Origin of the sequence: Nitrospira sp. (assembly GCA_016715825.1) — a bacterium.
GTDB lineage: Bacteria > Nitrospirota > Nitrospiria > Nitrospirales > Nitrospiraceae > Nitrospira_D.
In genome coordinates this window covers 68,964-87,533 of record JADJXO010000008.1, presented here as the reverse complement: position 1 = coordinate 87,533, position 18,570 = coordinate 68,964, and the positions used below count along the sequence as shown (strand labels likewise).

The following is an 18,570-nucleotide window of genomic DNA, read 5'->3' as shown; positions in this document are numbered from 1 at the left end:
TGATTCAGCCGGTTGCAACACAGTGTCGGGCATGTGCGTGGCACAATAGGCATACCATTGCCGGACCAGGTCGGCGAGTGCTCGCCGATACCCGCCACGACCGACCCACTGGAGCTGGGTGTTTCCAGCCGCCTTCACCGGCAGGAGGGCTGCACCCCGCTCGATACAGGGTTCAGATGTCGTGGGGTCCAGCTGCGTGATAGCGGTATCGAGTCTCAGCACGGTTAGGTACGGCTTGAGCGCATTTGTAATGACTTGTCAAGAAGTGGCCCCCATGGTTCGGTTCTGGTTGTGAGACAAATCGGATGGCACAGTGGGCTCAGGAGCGACAATCTGGTGTCGATCCATAGTAGCGGTCAGGGGAGAAACAGGATTTGGAAAGATGGTTCCTGATGGAAGCGGGGATGAGACGGCCGTGAACGTGGCGAGTTTCTCGGCCGGGGTGAGGCCACTCAGGGCCATAGAGAAGCGCTCGTGATTATAGCGTCGCTCCCAAGCCAGGAGGGCCTCGGCGGCTGGCGTGAAACTCTCGAAGGTCGAGCGGCTCCAGAATTCTTCCTCATCCACGCGATGACTGCGTTCGACTTTGCCGTTCTGCTCTGGACACCGCGGCTTGATGTAGCGCAGCCGCATCCCCGCCTGTTGCACCGTGAGGGCAAAGGCGAGTGGGAACTCGGTGCCGTTATCAACCTGCAGTTTCTGGATTGGAAACGGGAGCGCCGCCCGAAGGGTGCTGAAGAACAGGTGGCTGGTCTGCTGATTTTTCCGGGGATAGAGGCGGAGGATCCGATAGCGGGTACAGTCATCAATGGCGGTGTATTGGAAACACTTGGTACCACCCACTCTGACCTCTTTGACGTCCACCTGCACACAGTCTCCAGGCCGCTCGCGACTAAAGAGGGTCAGTTGTCGCGGACGCCGTTGAGGCTTCCGGCTGAGGGGCGGATACCCGAGCCGCTGACAGATGCGGCGAATCGTGGCGGCGGCGACCCGAATCCGATGGACACGTTCAAGCCAAATGCGGGTACGGACTGCCCCATACTCGAGATCGCGGCGGGCGTGCTCAATCAACGCCACAGTTGACTCGGCAATCCGCCGTGCCCGGATCGAGGGATAGCGCGGCACCAGACCCACAAGCCCCGCGGTCTGCCAGCGGCGACACCAGGCGCGGATCGTCTTCCGATCCAAGCCAAACCGCCGGGCGGCCCCTTTGATCCCATGTTCGGTGGCGTAGGTCACGATGGCGAAACGACTCTTGATATTGTGATGATAACGTTTGGCGATCTTCAGTGTCGTCAGTTCCTTGGTCGAAATAGTCGGCATGTAGTCCCTCCTTTAAGTGGCCTGCGACTCTAGCGCGGTAGAGGGGCCCATTCTCAACAAGATATTTCAATAGACGGCTTTCGTCTTGCCGGCTCCGTCGTGCCGAGACTTCACGAATACACAATCAACATAGAGAATGGGATAGACGGTCTCCAAGGGCCGGCTCTGCCACCGGCGCACATCCTCCAACACCGCATCCGTAATCGTGGAAATGAGCGTGGGGGAGACCTCCGTCCCATACACTTCTTCCAGATGGTGTTGAATCTCACGCGTGGTCATCCCATGCGCATAGAGCGCCAACACCTTGTCGTCAAAGCCGTCGAGCCGCCGCTGCCGTTTCTTGACCACCGTGGGTTCACACGTGCCCGCCCGATCGCGCGGCACCGCCAAGTCGACCGGGCCTTGCTCGGTCTGGACCGTCTTCGGACTACTGCCATTCCGAGCATTGTCTCCTTTCGACGGCAAGCGGGCATGAGGCGCATACCCAAGATGGGTGGTCAATTCAGCGGCCAGCGCTCGTTCCACCAACCGTTTCGTGAGGCCCTTCAGTAATCCATGTTCACCAAGAATTTCTTCTGGAGACTCACAGCTTTGCAACAAGTCATCCAACAACGCATCCGTTTTCGTGTCTGGCTTGGTCATCAAATCCTCCCTCCTCTCTAGAAGAAGCATGATAACCAGTTACACAGTTAAGCTTACACGCCCTCATAGGTGCGAATGCGATCGTCGGCGGGCACGACTGTCGGTGTCTCTGGGGATGGTGGAGTCGGCGCGGTTTGGGTGCTACCAGTCCAGCAGTGTGTAAAGCAGTCGGGACATCCGCCGGAATGGAGAAAGTCGGCTAAGATTTCGGCGGACGGGTGGTTGATGACCAAGGGGTTGGTAAGCCACGCTCCCAGTGGATGAAGGAGAAGCCTCGATTTCCGTAGTTCTTCGTGCGACTGGCTTGGAAAGGTTCGATGGGCATGAACGACGACCTCTGATCCGTACTCAGGCAAAACCTCGTTGTGCTGTATTGCCCCAGCACTCATTGGCTTCCACGCGGCCGGTGCTGCTGAAGAAGACGATCCCTGCCGCATTGTCATGGCAGCGATTGCCGACCACTTTGATCCTGATCGGATGTTACGCACTCCCTCGCTTACTCAGCTGACTTATACCAGTTATCCGTCGTGCCGTTAGAACACTCAATTCCTGCTCTTCGTCTCGGTTATCCATAACATCACCTTGACTCAAAAATCTCGACCCCTTGTCCCAACAATTCTTTGTCTACGAATAGGCCGTACTCACCATCGGCCTGGTATTCTCCGGCTTGTGCCGCTCGAATTCAACCGCCCTGGGATCGTTCTTACGCCTCTCGCTTGCTCAGCCAGCTCCCTTAATCGTGCCTGCACCGACTATAAAACAGGACAATTCTCCCTCCATTATCAATCTCCGCCCCTCTCAACCATATACCCACTTCGTCACCTTGCCCCACTCCATCACCACTTCTTCAACCTGTTTCTCCATCTACTCCCGTAGTTGACTTCGTAACATCATTTCCCCACTATCCTCAAAATACGTAAGGCTCCCAAACTCTTCCTGCTATCTCTGATCCTTCGCGAAACCGCACTTTAAAATTCGCTCCTGCTTACACTTCTCCAACCATTCTCTTCAATCTCTTTCCCCTCCTCCTGCTCCCCCCCACGTAACAATTCACAATCCTTTGAACCTCGCATACAACCCACTCTTCTGTTAAACTCTTCCTTTCCTCTCTTGTCACTCAATTTCATCAAACTCCTCCCATCTAAATAAGTCACTTCTCCATGTGAAGAAGCGAGTACGATGCTGTTTCGAAAACCTCTTGCGGTACAAGACTGAATCGTGATTTGTTCTGACCGCTCGACGAAGATGGCAGCACGAGCGACTCCTCCCCCATCGCACAGGCATTCCGACACCAGCACCCGCTTCGCATCGGTGATCTGCACACAGATTTGTTCTTTTCTAGTGCTACTGAAGCCGATCTTGGAGAGCTGACAATTTGAGCCCGTGATGGCAAGTATCGGTCCTTCGCCATCTTGACGGAGGATGACGCCTTCAGTCCCGATGATCTGTACGCTGGAAGGGAGGGATAAGGTGGCCGTGCCGTGATAGGTGCCCGGTTCGAGGTGGATTTCGTCCCCGGCTTCGGCCTTCGCGAGCAGATCAGCCAGGCCCTGCTAGCCGGCTTGCGCGGTGCATTGATGAATGGCCATCGTCGATTGCCCTGCTGCTCAACCCAGTCGCAAATCCGCCGGCTGCCTCCCTCGGCACGGTGCTGGAGGCGAGCCCGTTCAGGCTACAACCTGGCCATACTTTTAGCAGGGGACTTCACTGGGAGACAAGGGAGGTACGGGTGGGGTATGACCGTTAGCGCCTTTATGGCGCGTGACCGGTGATCAGGCCTAGGACGCAGGCGCTCAACTTGCCTTCTTCTGTTCCTCTTTCAGTCGCTCGGCGATCCACAGCTTGATTACTGATTGTCTCGTGACTCCAAGTCGGCTTGCCTGAGCGTCTAGTGAATCGATGATCCAGCTAGGAAAATCGACGTTCACTCGTCTCTGCTCATGTCCAGGGCGGCGTGCCTTCGAGAGGTCAAGATGAGGTGTTACGTCTTTTCCCTCGTCAAACATCTTCTCGAGATGCTTGGCTTTCATGGTAGAGCTCCCTTTCTTCTTCTCTGGCTCTTCGGACCGAAATCAACCGAATGCGTCTCGTCCGATAGGTGAGAAAGGCCGACCAGAGCTTTTGCTTGAGGGCCGCAATGAGCACGTACCGGGGTTCGTCTTCTGTTCGAGCTGGGATTTCGAGCCGGTCCTCGTCTTCCCACAGTTGTTGGGCCTCGATAAAATCAATTCCGTGTTTTTCACGGTTGGCCGTGCTCTTCGCTGCATCGAATTCGAAATCCATCCTGGTATAGAAAATATACCAGTAGAGAGTCGATCGTCAATCCAGGAGGATTCGGTGCTCAACCTTGGCAATCAGCAGAGGCAGTCCGCTTCCATCCTGAGAGTACACAGCGTTGCGCGATCAGGGGGGTGAATAGCGTAATGTCTTGAGCGATGTCGATCATGAACCGATCGGCGACGGACTGGTCCTCAAAGCACTCATACACGTCATCGAGAAAGCCGCCGCGCAAGAGCGGGTGATAGAGAAATTCTTGCCCCGGACCAGTTTCAACTTCGAGAGGATATTCCATTACCTCGACTCGTTCGAGGTCGAGTTTCCCAAGCCACCCTCGTCCATCCTGTGCTGATGGTCGTTCGTTCAAATAGGAGTGAAATCGCTCTTGCTCGTTCGTTAGTCCCTGCCGGACCATTGCATGATCGACTCGCTGCCACAATGAATCAAACGTTCCATAGGATGGAAAGGTCAGGACGAGTTGGCCTCCTGGGTTGAGCCGTTCGACGAGTTCACGAACGCCCTCGAACCGATGGGGGCGGAAGAACATGACGGAGAGGTTCCCGGTGATGCGGTCAGACATCGGCAGATCCGGTGGCAGTGCGCGCATGTCCGCACACTCGAAATGAAGCCATGGCAGGTGCGATCCTTGGATAGCTCTCGCGCGGGCGACTTGGCCGGCACTGATATCGATGGCCCGCACGGCACCAGCGGGCCCCACCTGCTCTGCGAGGTAGAAGGCCGGGATGCCATGGCCGGAGGCGATATCGAGGATTTTCAGATCTGCTCGAAGGTCGAGATGTTGCAACAACGATTCGGCAAAGGGCGTGGACCAATAATCATGCTTGGGAAGGGTCCAGCGGGGTCTGTGTGTGTTCATGACAAAAGGGGCATCATGGCGCTGAGGCCAGTGCGCTGGAAACGATTGCTCGAGCCTCTTCTTGAATCTTCTTCAGATGCTCTTTCCCTTTGAAACTTTCTGCGTAGAGTTTATACACGTCTTCCGTTCCAGATGGTCTGGCGGCAAACCAGCCGTTCTCGGTTACGACCTTTAGACCACCGATTGCTGCACCGTTGCCGGAGGCTTTGGTGAGCATGGCGATGATCCTATCACCGGCCAACTCCTTGGCTTTGACTTGATCGGGTGAGAGCTTCGAGAGGATGAGTTTTTGCTCGGGTGTGGCTGGTGCATCGATCCGTTCATAGACGGGTTCGCCTAATTCCTTGGTGAGGTCTCGGTATAACTCAGATGGATCACGTCCGGTTTTGGCCATCATTTCGGCAGCCAGCAGGTTCATGATGATACCGTCTTTGTCCGTGGACCACACGGTTCCATCACGGCGTACAAACGAAGCGCCGGCGCTTTCTTCGCCGCCGAAGCCGAGTGACCCGTCAAGCAGGCCGCTCACAAACCACTTAAAGCCCACGGGTACTTCCACCAGTTTCCGGTTCAGTTTTGTAGCGACTCGGTCGATGAGGCTGCTGCTGACTAACGTCTTGCCGATCCCGGCAGTTGGATTCCAGCCGGAACGGTTGGCGAAAAGGTAGGCAATCGAAACGGCAAGGTAATGATTCGGGTTCATCAGACCGGAACGAGTGACGATTCCATGTCGGTCGTTGTCCGCATCGTTCCCAAACGCCACATGAAAGCGATCTTTGAGTGCGATGAGGTTTGCCATGGCATAGGGGGATGAACAGTCCATTCGGATCTTGCCGTCCCAATCCAGTGGCATAAAGCGAAAGGTCGGGTCGACCGATGGATTGACGATCTCGAGAGTCAATCCATATCGCTCGGCAATCGGCTGCCAGTAGCCCACACCGGATCCGCCTAGTGGATCGATGCCAAGCTTCAGTCCAGCAGTCTTGAGGATGTCCATCTCGATGATTGTCGCCAGGTCATTCACGTAGGCGTCAATGTAGGCATGCCGATGGGTTGTCGAGGCCTGCGTGGCTTGCCTGATTGGAAGCCGGTTACATCCGTGGAGGTTGTTCGTCAAAAGAGTGTTCGCCCTCTCTTCAATCCACTTCGTGACCTGGGTATCAGCCGGCCCTCCATGAGGTGGGTTGTATTTGATACCGCCGTCTTCGGGTGGATTGTGTGAGGGGGTTATGACGATGCCATCGGCCAGGCCTGAGGTTCGGCCACGATTGTAGGTGAGGATCGCATGGGAGATGACCGGGGTCGGTGTGTATCCGTCGTTCTGATCGATCATGACCTCGGCACCATTCGCTGCGAGGACTTCCAGAGCGGTCACAAAGGCTGGATCAGATAGTGCGTGCGTATCCTTGCCTAAATACAGTGGACCGGTCGTGTGCTGGGTCGTTCGGTATTCGCAGACGGCTTGCGTAATGGCGACGATATGACTCTCATTGAAGCTGCGTTTCAGGGAGGAACCTCGATGGCCTGAGGTGCCGAAAGCGACACGTTGTCCTCGATCCGAGGTGTCCGGTTTCTCCGTCGAATACAGAGATAAGAGCTTCCCTATGTCGGCGAGGACTGACGAGGGGGCGGGCTGTCCTGCGTGTGAATGAAGGCTCATAGACACAGGTGTAGATCTCTCGTTTGGTCCTTGTCAACTCTTAAAGAGTTGAGGAAACCCGAATGGAGTCGATCTTTTGACTGTACGAAGATCATGATGATGCTGTAGCGTCTGGTCCGATCAAAGCCAACTCAAAGTCAATGGCGATGGGTGAGGCCGTTTGTTGAGAAAGCCCTTGTAGATCGGTGAGTTGATAGATTTCATCTGATTGATCCGGTAAGATGCCATGAAGGACTATAGGTAGTACCGAGGGGGGTGGTGTGTCTCGTTTTCGACTGGGTCTGTTGATTGTCCTCAGTCTGGTGGTATTAGTCGGTTCTTTTCTTGCTTTTTCACGAGAGTTGACCGGCCAGGACTATCTCAAAGACTTTGTTCTTGATCAACTCGAGGAGAGTCTGGGTCGAAAAATCGACGTGCACCGTGTCAGACTTGTCTTCTTCCCTAGCATTCGTGCGGAACTTTTCAATATTACAATCCATGATCCGCAATCGGAACAGGAGGTGTTGACTGCAAAACGGGTCGATCTTGTTCTGCGTCTCTGGCCACTCCTGAAAAAGAAAATCGTCGGCAAACGATTGCTGATCGATGAACCGACGTTGACTCTCAGGCGGAATGAAGGGGACCGCTGGAATATTTTCGATAAGGGAGACAACCAGACTGAAGCCGACCTCGGAACGATGAACGTGATGGCTAGGACGTTCAGAATCACAGAGGCCCAAATCGAGAACGGTACGATCACGGTTGTTGATGCAGCACGGCCTGATGGAATCCGGTCGATCAAGCTTGAGCATGTGAAGTTTGGTCTCGTGATACGGCCCGGCCAGGAACTTGGGGAAGTGCATGCATCGGTTAGTCATCAAGGCACACAAGGGGTCTCGGTGGTCTCGCTCAACGGCGTCGTCAAACCTGCGGACATTCCTGTGTCGTTGACGGGGGAGGCCGCGGGAACATCGCCATCGGGGTATCAATTTGACGGGCAGATCGATGCAGTGGACCTGAAGATTCGTGATGCAGCGGACTTCCTAGGACCCAGACCTGTTTCTGATCAGCTCCAGGGTGCCTTGAACCTCAAGAGTATGGTTCGAGTCATGCCGGGGGTCGCCGGATATGACATGGTGTTATCCGAGATGACTGCGAGGTTAAGCGACATTGCTCTGACCGGCCACGCGAATTTGGCCGGGCTGTTGACTCCTCAACCCACCTTTTCCGTCACATTCGCTAGCGCTCCAGTCTCGGTTCGCAAGCTGGTCCACACCATTCCTCCTGATTGGATTTCACCGCAACTCCCGGCTCTCTTGGCGGATCACCAGGTCGACGGCAAGGTGCAGGCGGTTCATGCGACGCTAACCGGGTCCACGACGACAGGGCCGCAAGTGTCGACCACAGGGGAGTTTAATGTTTGGGACGGGCAAGCTGTCATTGGACGCGACCGAACGCCCGTCAGAGACTTGGCGGCGGTGGTCATGGTGGAGACGGGACGTGTGCGTATCGCGAAAATGAACGGAGCCTATGGAGCGATGCGCCTTACCGACGGAAAGGCCGACGTGTCGTTTCTAGAGAAAGGCCCAGCGCTGGCGCTGGAGGTGACAGGCGAAATGGCCGCAGCACCCTTGGTGGAATTTCTTAGCAAGACCGTCAAGATGGAGCCTGTTCAAAAGATCATTGCTGGTATTCACGATCCTGAAGGAACGGCAGAGGCAACCTTTCGTCTCGTCGGTCCCTTGGATCAGGTCGAGAAGATCGTTTTCGACGGCGGGGAAATTACGGCTCGGCAAGTGAGTCTCAGTCATAGGGCGTTGCCGGAGCGGTTGACCGGGATCCAGGGGCGGTTCATCTTGGAGGGGGGATCCGCTCAATTTGAGCAAGTGGTTGGACACCTTGGGAACACTGCTCTGCAAGTCCAAGGGATGATTACGGGTGGGACGACGAGTCTCTTCCAAGATTTTATCATCAGTGGACGAGGCGATGCGTCTCAGTTGGAGCGGCTGTTCAGATCCGCAGCTGTTGGGCAGGGGACGCTAGAAGGAACGCTGAGCTCGACGGTGGTCTTATCAGGGTCGACAGTGAAACCACAGATTCGAGGGTCACTCGTATTCGATGAGGCGAAAGTGGTCCTTGGTTCACTGGAGAAACCCATTGGAGCGCGCGCCACTGTGGAGTTTGATGGCATCCTGCCTCCTCGAAGCGGCGTGACATTGGATCGGGTGGAGCTTGTCTTGCCTAGACTCACCATCCCTGCGAAGGGATCCATGCATCTTGGTGATCGCTTTCTGATTAATATGGCGATCACGACCAGAGGCCTGTCGATGTCGAGTTTACCGGAATGGATTGCCAAAGCCGGGCTTGAAGCAGGAAATCTCGATCTTTCGCTTGATATTAAAGGCAAAGGAACAGACTGGAAGGCATGGAGAGTCACGGGATGGATGGGAGTGACGAACGGGATGATGGCTGTGAGTGGGGTCGACGGCCATCTCCAGGATCTCTATGCTCGCGTCCGGTTTGCCCGGAATGAGGTTGACCTCAAGCGGCTCTCATTCAAGCTGCAAGGCAGCGATCTTGCTCTGGAAGCCACGGTTCGAAACTGGTTAGGGAAGCCCACGATTGCCGGCAAGATCGAATCGGACCAACTCGATTTGAGCCTTGTGATTCCAAAGGGTGAGCGATCGCCGGTAAGGGAATTCCTCGAAGGCTTGGCGGAGACCAGTCAAGTCACGATGACTGCGTCTGTGGCGAGGGGGCACTACAGACAGATGAAGTTTACGGGGCTGTCCGCTCGGATCAATATTCAGGATGGCGTGCTTGATATCGACCGTTTGTCAGGGGCGTCTAGTCATGGTCACGTAGCTGGGCGACTTGTGGTACGGCTCCCTCCCAAGGCCCCAGCAGAAGTCGACCTGTCGTTTAGAGCAACCGGTGTGGAGTTTGATGATCTCTTGCGACTGACGAAGACACAGGTTCATGGTGTGTCTGGGGAGACGCGCTTGAGCGGAGTGGTTCGTGGGCACGGACGCAATCCTCATGGTATCTATCCTTCATTGGATGGGAAAATCGAAGTTCTGCTGGAAAATGGGCGTGTTCTTAAATCGAATGAGCGGGCGATATGGAAAATCATCAGCCTTCTGAACGTGCCTGCGGTGTTGCAAGGGAAGGTTGATCTGGAAAAGGAAGGATTGCCATACAACCGAATTACGGCAACCGTTGAGATTCAGCATGGCATGTTTCAGACAGACAATCTGATCCTCGATAGCCCGATTTTACGGATTACGGCTGCCGGGAATTATGACTTACCGACTGATCAGCTGGATCTCGCCGTGGCGGTGAGTCCGTTTGGGTCCTATTCGCAATTTCTCAAGACCATTCCGCTCTTCGGTCGTGTAATCGCGGGAGAACGAAAGGGGATCGCGACTGCAATGTTCACCGCGAAGGGAGCGATCGAAGATCCTGAGGTGACTTATCTCCCCGTGAAATCTTTTGCATCCGGTCTATCAGGATTGGCCGAACTCGCCGTGGATGTCCTCACCAACACTCTAACGCTTCCGATCGATCTCGTGGCACCTGATGAAGAAACTGAGGTGAAGCCAAGGGATATGTCGATCTCACCGGCTCCTGCCATTCCATGACCGACGTCGATCGCTAACCGAACTGTTGTTGACCAACCCCTGCCCCCATGCTAGCATCACCTCCCGGATGCTGACGATGTTGGCTGGTCTTAGTTCCACACCGTGAAGGCCATCAGGCCATCTCACTGCATAGGTTGTGATGTATCAGGAATGGGCACATGGCCATGCCGCGAGCTTCAATTTGAGTATGAGATCACTCTGATTATCCTTATTCCGGTCACCCTCCGATGAAACGCACCACAGCCTCTCATACAGAAGCAGCGACGCTGTTCATCGCTGCCAGCGAGTACGATTCTAATCTCTACTATGCGACACGATTCATCGCCCCCGATCCGTTTATCTATCTAGAAGTGAAAGGCGAGCGGATGATGGTCATGAGCGATCTTGAGATGGATCGCGCCAAAACTCAGGCTACTGTGGATCGCGTGCTGTCCTATTCTGAGATCGAGCGGAAGGCCAAGAGACAAGGGATTAAACAGCCGCTGACGATCGATGTGGTGCACGTGGTCTTAAAAGAACTAAAAGTCCGTCGGTTACTGGTACCCGCCAATTTTCCTTTTATCTACGCCACACGTTTACAGGAATTAGGGTACAGCCTCAAGCCGAAGCGTGATCCGTTTTATGAACAGCGTGTGATGAAAAGCGCGGAAGAAGTGCAACATATTGAGCTATCCCAACGCGCCACTGAAGAAGCCGTCGCCTCAGCCCACGACCTGCTCCGCCGGGCAACCATCCGGGAGGGAGCGCTCTGGAGTGATGGAGCGGTCTTAACGTCTGAACGGGTTAAGCAGCTGATCAATGTGAAACTCATGGAACGCAACTGCGTAGCACAGCACACGATCGTTGCGGGAGGCGAACAGGCCTGTGATCCGCACGACGAGGGCAGTGGACCGTTACCGGCCCATCGCAGCATCATTTTTGATGTCTTCCCCCGATCCGCAACAAGCCGCTATTTTGCGGACATGTCTCGCACCGTGATTCGTGGGACTGTCTCGCCTGAGTTGAAGCGGTTGTACGGCATTGTGAAGGACGCCCAAGAAGAGGCGATCACGAAGATCAAAGACGGCGCCGATGGGATTAAGATTCATCAAGGCATTTGCTCACGTTTTGAAAAGGCTGGATACAAGACTGGTTTGATCAACGGACGGATGCAAGGCTATTTTCATGGCACGGGGCATGGGGTAGGACTCGATATACACGAAGCGCCACGCATCAGCCGAACCGGGTCGCTTCTTCAGGAAGGCCACGTTGTCACCGTTGAGCCAGGGTTATACTACCCCGGACTGGGAGCCGTGCGAATCGAAGACATGGTCTTGGTGACGAAGGATGGCTGCCGAAACCTCACCAACTTCCCGAAGGTGTTTGAACTCGACTAGCCGCAGACTTCCCCCGCGGTTAGATTACTAGCTGTCCCACTCTCCGTTCGCTTCATAGTTCGCGTGCGGGTATCCTGTCGTATTCCCGGTTGAGTCGATGTGGCCATGGCGAATCGGAAGAGACTTCCGACATGAATCCATCTGGAGTTGTCGACTTCATCGATCGTGCAAAAATCGAAAAAACAGTAGCGGGATTGCGTGTGATCGGCGATATACAAGGTAGGCACTTACCATTGTAAGGTCGCATTCATGGAACAACGAAAAGATACTCGGTTTCCGGTTGTCTTTCGAAGTTCATTTAGCTCGGCAAATGTTGTATCCGGCGACGGCACCCTTAACGATCTTTCCGTCCGAGGCTGCCGTGTCTTCAGCCTTGTTGAAGTGAAGCCTGGGACGGCCCTCCAACTGCGCATCCATGCATCTGATCACGAACCACCCATTCACATTTCCCAGGCGGTTGTGCGTTGGTGTCGAGCAGGCAGTTTTGGGTGCGAATTCGTCAACCTCAGTCCAGATGAATGGGCCAGGCTCCACCACATGATCAGAGAGTTAAAGGTGCATCCGTTCCAACGACATCACGAAGACACCGAAGTCGCATGATGTTTTGGCTATGCCTCTCGACGAGTAATCTTCCACGGAGCGCTGGCATAAGGACGTGAGGCGTCCAACACGTACTGTAGGTGTGGCATGAGCTTCAGATCGCGAGGCGAGAAGGGAGTTTGTGCTACGCTGCTTTGGCCGCTCGTCGCTTTGCAACCTGCCCTAGAATGTCGAGGGCGGCAATTCGGTAGGCTTCTGCATAGGTCGGGAAATTGAAGATGTTGTCGATAAACGATTCAATTGTGGCAGAGCTTTGAAGCGCCAACTGTCCGATATGTACCAGCTCTGTTGCAGAATCTCCGACGACCTGGACGCCCAGAAGATGCTCTCCTTCAGGATCAGCGACCATCTTCAGTAACCCGTGGCCGGCCCCGGATATTTGGGCGCGAGCCACTTCTTCAAACTTCGCTCGCCCGATCAGAGGGTCTTTATATCGCTCCCGAGCGCTCTTCTCATCAAGCCCAATGCTGGCCATTTCCGGAATCGTATAGATACCCATAGGGATTGTTGACGCAGCATCGCCGACTGGGAGGTTCAAGGCGTGGCGAACGGCTCGCCGACCTTCTTCCATTGCCTTTGAGGCGAGAGCGGGGCCCACCGCCATATCGCCAACCGCATAAATGTGGGCGATATCCGTCTGGCAGTATTGATTTGTGGGAATGAGACCTTTCTCCGAGACGCTGATTTTGGCTGCCGAGAGATTTAAGTCCTCGACGTTCGATTGCCGACCCAGGGCGACGAGCATTTTCTCGCTTTTGATTGTGGTCCCGTCGCTCAATCGAGTGACGACATGGGCCACATTGTCCCAGCGAACCTCTGTAATTTCCCTTCCCCCGAGGTATCGGCCTCCCTGGCGTTCAAAACTCTGCACGAACTGTTTGACAAGTTCGCGATCCATGAATTGCAAGGGGTACTGAGCACGGTCGATCAGGGTGACTTCCACACCAAGGAGGGAAAAAATCGACCCATATTCACACGCGATCACTCCACCACCAAGGACTGCCAGAGACTGTGGGAGGTACATCATGGAAAGGAGGGAATCGCTGTCCAGAATGTGTTCATGGTCGATTGGAATCTCTTTGGGAGCTCTGGGGCGTGATCCGGTAGCGATGATGATGGTGTCGGCCGTGAGTTGTTGCCGTGCCCCGTCGACAGTTTGCATCTCGATGATGTGCTCGCTCAGAAAGTGGGCTCGTCCATGAAGCAAGGAAATGCCGTTCCGTCGGAGCTGTTGACTCATGAAGGAGTCATGCGCTCGAACTACATTTTCGAGCCGACTCAAGAGTGTTGCAATCTGAGTGTCGGGTTTGAGGGTAAATTGGAGGGCTTCGCCAGCCCGCTTGAGTTGATCAAGATGGAGCGCACTTTCCCGTAATGTCTTGCTAGGAATCGTTCCGCGATACACGCAACTTCCGCCGATGCCTCGTTCTCGTTCAATTAAGGCAACATGTTTGCCGGCCTTGGCCCCTTGGACTGCCGCTTTTTGGCCGGCGGGACCGGCTCCGATGACGATAATATCGTATGTAACGGATGTACTCATAAATTGAGCGCATTCACGATCGCCAGGACATGGTCTTTCATGGCCAGTAGCTGATCAATGTCGTTAGGATACAGGTTCAATTCAGCAAAGACCGGTTCGGCACGAAGCGTCTCATCAGGCATCTCCTCGGGTGTGAGTACATGACTTGCTAGTCGGTCGGAGGTGCATGTGAGCAGACATTCCTGTCGAAAGGAATCGGCATGATCGTAATTGTCATAGTATTGGATAGCCGTTGCGACTTGTTTGGGCAAAGCCCATTTTTCTGCAATGAGAGTACCGACACGGGAATGATAGCCGTCGATCCATCCCTGCAAGACCAATGTTTCAATAGAGAGACCGTGGGTCTGGGCGAGTGTAGTTGCTGTCTGCAAGACGACCGGCTTCCCGATTTCGTGCAACAGACCGCAGAGGTAGGCACTTTCGACGTTGACACGTCTGAGTCTGGCCACTTCCTTCGCGAACGCTCCACTCGCTAGAGAATGACGCCAGAGTCGCCTTACTTCATCCTCATGCCCTGGAACTTTAAACGCACCAGATTTGAGAGAAGCAGTAAAGGCTATCTCTGACAACAAGGTCATACCCAACATGGCTACCGCATGCTGAAGAGAGACGACGGGGCTACGAGGCATATAGGCTGGAGAGTTAGCAATCCGCAACACATGTGCAGCGAGGGCTTGGTCTTGATGAATCAAGGCTGAGAGCTTGGCGGCATCGGCGGCTGGATCTGACGCCAACGCCATCACTTGACTGGCTGCTTGCGGAAGGAGGGGGAGTTCAATATCTCCGGTCTCGATTTTCTGAACCAACGACTGTTCAAGCCGTTCAACCGGGGAAGTTGCAGATCCTATTTCCGATGCCATAGCAACGAGCCTCTCGAATGCGGGGAGTTCGGTTCCGACTACCCTTTTCGGTTGATATGGGGAGAAAGTTTAGCGGTCGTGACTTTAGGAATGTGGCAGACTATACTTCAGCGGCTTTGTGAGGAAAATATGAATCGAAGTCAGTTGATCGCAGGTGCAGCAGGGGTGATGGGTGTGTGGTTGGGCCCAATGTCCGGTATGGCCGCTGAATCCGCCGTGAGTGCTGAAAAGGTGGTGAAGGAAGCTCAAGAAACGATCGAGGCGACCAGGCAGTATACCGTTCAGCAAAAGGAGACCTTTCAACGGAAGGCGCAAGAAGAACTGGCAGTCATGCAGCAGCAGATTGTGGAGTTGCGGGAAAAGGTCGAGAAAGCTTCTGATTCTACTCGGGCAGACCTTCAGCAGTCGCTCCACGAGTTGGAGAAGAAAAAGGACGGAGTGAGAGAAAAGCTGGACGAACTAAAATACACAACGGATGCCAAGTGGAATGAGGTACGGGAAAGGATGAACAGCGCTCTCGATGAAGTGAAACGCTCATATCGGAGGCTACTGGCTCATTTGCCGTGATTGCTAAACTAGAGGAGTATTCGTGATGAACGTGGTCACGCTAACAGACTTGGAACAGTTCAGCAGCGAGAAGATGAAGAAGAATAATATCTTTCAAACAGAACGATTCTTCTGTGATATTTATTGCTTCGAGCCGGGACAAGATCAAAAAGGGCATGTCCATCGTGATCAAGATAAGGTGTATATAGTGTTGGAGGGGCAAGGAACCTTTCACGTCGGTGCCGAACAGCGAATCCTTGTTGCGGGTCAAGGCACGATGGCTTCAGCTGGAGAAGAACATGGGGTGAAAAACCATACAAGCGGGCGACTCAAGGTATTGGTGTTTGTCGCTCCAAACCAAGACTGATGGAGTAGAAGCACTCTCAGCCAATGGCAAAGGGGGAGCGGGCATGGCGCCCGCTCCCCCTTTGCGTGTACAGGGCTGATGAAAACCTGTTCAGCCCAACAACTCTCACTCCTCAGGGCTTGTAGCAGGATCGGTCGGCTGGCTTCCCGTCGTGCGAGAACTGGTTTTCATATGCCATCACCTGCCAGATCTGCTCTTCGGATAGAAGACCCTTATTGCCCTTCATCTTGGTTTTTGGAATTCCCTCTGAAATACGCCAGAACCAGTACGCATCTGAGAACCGGCAGACGATTTTGGGATCACGAAGATCGCGTGCACCCTTTTTCTTAGGCTTGCCATCGTCTCCGTGGCAGCTGCTGCAGTTGACATCGGTCTTGAACTCGCCTCTGTAAATCTTGCCGCCCTCCTCGATGGCCTTGGGATCGGTCCATCCACCGGCCGGCATTTTTTTGTCAGCATACTCAGGTGGAACCGGGGCCAATGGGGGCTCATCAGCGAAGGAAACCCCTCCGGAAAGCATGAGGACGCAACCCATCATCAATACTGAAGCACTTACGGTTCTACGCATTCGTACCTCCCATTTAGTTGTAATGAACGTGTTCCCTCTTCGCATACTCGACAGAGTGTCTAAATTTTAACAACTATACCACACCCAATTTTATGGAAAAATGAAAAGGTGGCACAGGAACTCTGTCTCCACATTGGCTACTCTCGTTAGCATGAACCTACTGCCGAATAGGTATAGCCTCAATCCCTTTTGCTCCTAGCAATTCGTGAGTACACCGAATGATCTTGTCGTGGAACAAGATCTTGTGGTGGTAAGGGACGAATCCAGTGAGTTCATGGGAGATGGGCCGGCGGTATTTTTCTCACGGAAGCCTTGACCTAGAATCTTCGATCAAGCTCAAGCCTCATATAGGACCAGGTTATTTAATAAATTGCTTAGCTGCCTCAACAATGGACCGTACTCCGATACCATAATGATCCACCAATTCTTCAGGTTTCCCGCTGTGGGGGATTTCACGAACAGCCAGTTTATGGACCTTGAAGCCATCGGTTGCAACGGCACTCAAGACGGCATCACCGAGTCCTCCGTGGGCGTAGTGGTCCTCCACGGTAAGGATTCGGCCCTGCGTGGATCGCCCACTGTCCAATAGCGTATTCCTGTCGATAGGAGCGATACTATACAGATCGATTACACGAATCGAGATGCCGACTTCCTTCAGTTGATCATAGGCTTTCAGGGCTTCATGTAGAGTCACACCCGCGGCGACGATCGTGAGGACATCCGATGAGCTTTGCCGAAGGATCTTACTGCCGCCGATATGAAATTGTTCTTCCGGGCCATAGAGAATAGGGCTTTTGGGCCTTCCGGCACGCAGATAGACCATCCCTTTGTAGTGAGCAGCAGCTCCGACCAAGTGATAAGTTGAATTTCCGTCTGATGGATAGAGCACTGTGATATTGGGTTGAGCTGCCATCATGGCGATGTCCTCTAATCCCATTTGAGAAGGTCCATCTTCGCCGATGCTGACGCCAACATGAGTTCCAACCAGCTTGATATTTGACCCGCTGATCGCAGCCATACGGATGAAATCGTAGGCACGGCTCAGAAAACAAGCAAACGTGGCTGCGAAGGGGATCTTCCCGCATGCCGCCAGACCAGCGGCTGCGCCCACCATGTTTTGTTCTGCGATAAAGTTTTCGAAAAATCGATTCGAAAACTTCTTGCCGAATTTGTCACTGTACGTGGAGTTCTTCACATCGGCATCAAGGGCGACGACAAGCGGGTTCACGGAGCCTAGCGCCTCGAGTGCGATTCCAAATGCTTCTCGGGTGGCGACCGATTCACCGATCTTGTATGGGGCGGGAGGCATGGTGCCGATAGACCGAGAAGGGATGGAGCCGGGCGACGGTTTTCTGATGTGAGACACCGAGCCGTTCGGACTTAATTGCTTGGTGAGTTCGTCGAGCGCCTTCTGCGTCTCTTCTCCTTTCTTGAGAGGCTTGCCATGCCAGTCGGGTTTGTTTTCAATGAACGAAATGCCTTTCCCTTTATAGGTCTGGGCCAGCAGCACGGTGGGTTTTCCTTTGGTCTGAGCCGCTTCGTTGAACGCTCTGAGTATGGCATCGAAGTCATGCCCATCAATGACGATCGCGTGCCAGCCAAACCCACTCCAGCGGGAACGGTAGGCTTCCATGTCGTGTTGCAGCATCGTAGGGTCACTCTGGCCGAGTCGATTCACATCGAGAATGGCACACAGATTATCCAGCTCATACTGGCGTGCAATTTCGACGGCTTCCCAGACCGATCCTTCGACCGATTCTCCGTCTCCCAGGAGGACGTAGGTTCGGTAATCGAGGTGATCGACGAATTTTGCGTTCAACGCGATGCCGACACCGACGGGAAGTCCTTGCCCCAGTGAACCGGTGGCCATATCGACAAATGGCAATCGTGGAGTGGGATGACCTTCCAGATCAGATGCGAGGGTACGTAATTTTAGGAGATCGGTTGATGGGAAGAGTCCAGCTTCTGCCCACGCTGCGTACAACAATGGGGCGGCATGTCCCTTTGAGAGAACGAAGCGGTCATTGTTCAGCGCTTTCGGATTCTGTGGATCGTACCGCATGACGGAGAAGAACAGGGCGGCCACAATATCGGCGGCCGAAGCACAGCTCGATGGATGACCGCTTCCTGCTTCGCTCGTGGCCCGCACGCTGTCGATTCTGAGTTGAGTTGCTTTATTACGTAAAGTGATAAGTAGTTCAGAGGGAGTGACTTGACCTGTCATCGAAGATCCTTTCGGGATAGAAATCGAACGCCGTCGTAAATCGATTGCCTATATCATATGGACAATTGAGAAAGAAATAGCATGTGAAGC

16 protein-coding genes are annotated in these 18,570 nt (G+C 54.0%); 5 read left to right on the top strand and 11 right to left on the bottom strand.

Features of this window, described 5'->3' with window-relative positions; translation table 11 throughout:
• The 7 genes from IPM58_14950 to IPM58_14920 form a co-directional block, all read right to left on the bottom strand.
• Positions 1–222: hypothetical protein (locus tag IPM58_14950; GenBank protein MBK9308339.1), on the bottom strand; the 222-nt coding region annotated here is incomplete at its 3' end.
• A 36-nt stretch (positions 223–258) separates the two neighbouring features.
• On the bottom strand, positions 259–1,323 hold the full coding sequence (locus IPM58_14945; GenBank protein MBK9308338.1) for a transposase: 1,065 nt from the start codon (positions 1,321–1,323) through the stop codon (positions 259–261).
• A 66-nt stretch (positions 1,324–1,389) separates the two neighbouring features.
• Complete coding sequence (locus IPM58_14940) at positions 1,390–1,965, bottom strand: transposase (protein ID MBK9308337.1); 576 nt, start codon at positions 1,963–1,965, stop codon at positions 1,390–1,392.
• 1,793 nt (positions 1,966–3,758) lie between these two features.
• A complete protein-coding gene (locus IPM58_14935; protein ID MBK9308336.1) occupies positions 3,759–3,995 on the bottom strand; it encodes a CopG family transcriptional regulator in 237 nt (78 codons plus the stop codon).
• On the bottom strand, positions 3,964–4,248 hold the full coding sequence (locus IPM58_14930) for a BrnT family toxin (GenBank protein MBK9308335.1): 285 nt from the start codon (positions 4,246–4,248) through the stop codon (positions 3,964–3,966). The genes IPM58_14935 and IPM58_14930 overlap by 32 nt, the downstream gene beginning before the upstream one ends.
• A gap of 58 nt (positions 4,249–4,306) precedes the next feature.
• Positions 4,307–5,119 (bottom strand): class I SAM-dependent methyltransferase, encoded by an 813-nt coding sequence (locus IPM58_14925; protein ID MBK9308334.1) that lies wholly within the window; start codon positions 5,117–5,119, stop codon positions 4,307–4,309.
• A 13-nt stretch (positions 5,120–5,132) separates the two neighbouring features.
• Complete coding sequence (locus tag IPM58_14920; GenBank protein ID MBK9308333.1) at positions 5,133–6,779, bottom strand: alpha-D-glucose phosphate-specific phosphoglucomutase; 1,647 nt, start codon at positions 6,777–6,779, stop codon at positions 5,133–5,135.
• 260 nt (positions 6,780–7,039) lie between these two features.
• Between IPM58_14920 and IPM58_14915 the strand changes: the two genes are divergently transcribed.
• The 3 genes from IPM58_14915 (at position 7,040) to IPM58_14905 (ending at position 12,375) form a co-directional block, all read left to right on the top strand.
• Positions 7,040–10,399, top strand: a complete 3,360-nt coding sequence (locus IPM58_14915; protein MBK9308332.1) for an AsmA-like C-terminal domain-containing protein — start codon at positions 7,040–7,042, stop codon at positions 10,397–10,399.
• Positions 10,400–10,626: 227 nt separating this feature from the next.
• A complete protein-coding gene (locus IPM58_14910) occupies positions 10,627–11,775 on the top strand; it encodes an aminopeptidase P family protein (protein ID MBK9308331.1) in 1,149 nt (382 codons plus the stop codon).
• 249 nt (positions 11,776–12,024) lie between these two features.
• Complete coding sequence (locus tag IPM58_14905) at positions 12,025–12,375, top strand: PilZ domain-containing protein (GenBank protein MBK9308330.1); 351 nt, start codon at positions 12,025–12,027, stop codon at positions 12,373–12,375.
• Positions 12,376–12,499: 124 nt separating this feature from the next.
• On the opposite strand, the gene sthA is transcribed toward IPM58_14905, so the two are convergent.
• Together sthA and IPM58_14895 are read right to left on the bottom strand one after the other, a co-directional pair.
• The gene (gene sthA / locus IPM58_14900; protein ID MBK9308329.1) at positions 12,500–13,915 is read right to left on the bottom strand and encodes a Si-specific NAD(P)(+) transhydrogenase; all 1,416 of its coding nucleotides are present in this window, start codon (positions 13,913–13,915) and stop codon (positions 12,500–12,502) included.
• Positions 13,912–14,775 (bottom strand): HDOD domain-containing protein, encoded by an 864-nt coding sequence (locus IPM58_14895; protein MBK9308328.1) that lies wholly within the window; start codon positions 14,773–14,775, stop codon positions 13,912–13,914. Before IPM58_14895 ends, sthA begins: the two co-directional genes overlap by 4 nt.
• Positions 14,776–14,904: 129 nt before the next feature.
• Here IPM58_14895 and IPM58_14890 point away from each other — a divergent pair, with 129 nt between their 5' ends.
• Positions 14,905–15,342: a hypothetical protein gene (locus IPM58_14890; protein ID MBK9308327.1), complete on the top strand. Its 438-nt coding sequence runs from the start codon at positions 14,905–14,907 to the stop codon at positions 15,340–15,342.
• Between the two features lie 25 nt (positions 15,343–15,367).
• Positions 15,368–15,688, top strand: a complete 321-nt coding sequence (locus IPM58_14885; GenBank protein ID MBK9308326.1) for a cupin domain-containing protein — start codon at positions 15,368–15,370, stop codon at positions 15,686–15,688.
• Positions 15,689–15,800: 112 nt separating this feature from the next.
• On the opposite strand, the gene IPM58_14880 is transcribed toward IPM58_14885, so the two are convergent.
• Both IPM58_14880 and IPM58_14875 read right to left on the bottom strand, forming a co-directional pair.
• On the bottom strand, positions 15,801–16,256 hold the full coding sequence (locus IPM58_14880; GenBank protein ID MBK9308325.1) for a cytochrome c: 456 nt from the start codon (positions 16,254–16,256) through the stop codon (positions 15,801–15,803).
• A 358-nt stretch (positions 16,257–16,614) separates the two neighbouring features.
• A complete protein-coding gene (locus IPM58_14875) occupies positions 16,615–18,480 on the bottom strand; it encodes a transketolase (protein MBK9308324.1) in 1,866 nt (621 codons plus the stop codon).
• Between the last annotated feature and the right edge of the window lie 90 nt (positions 18,481–18,570).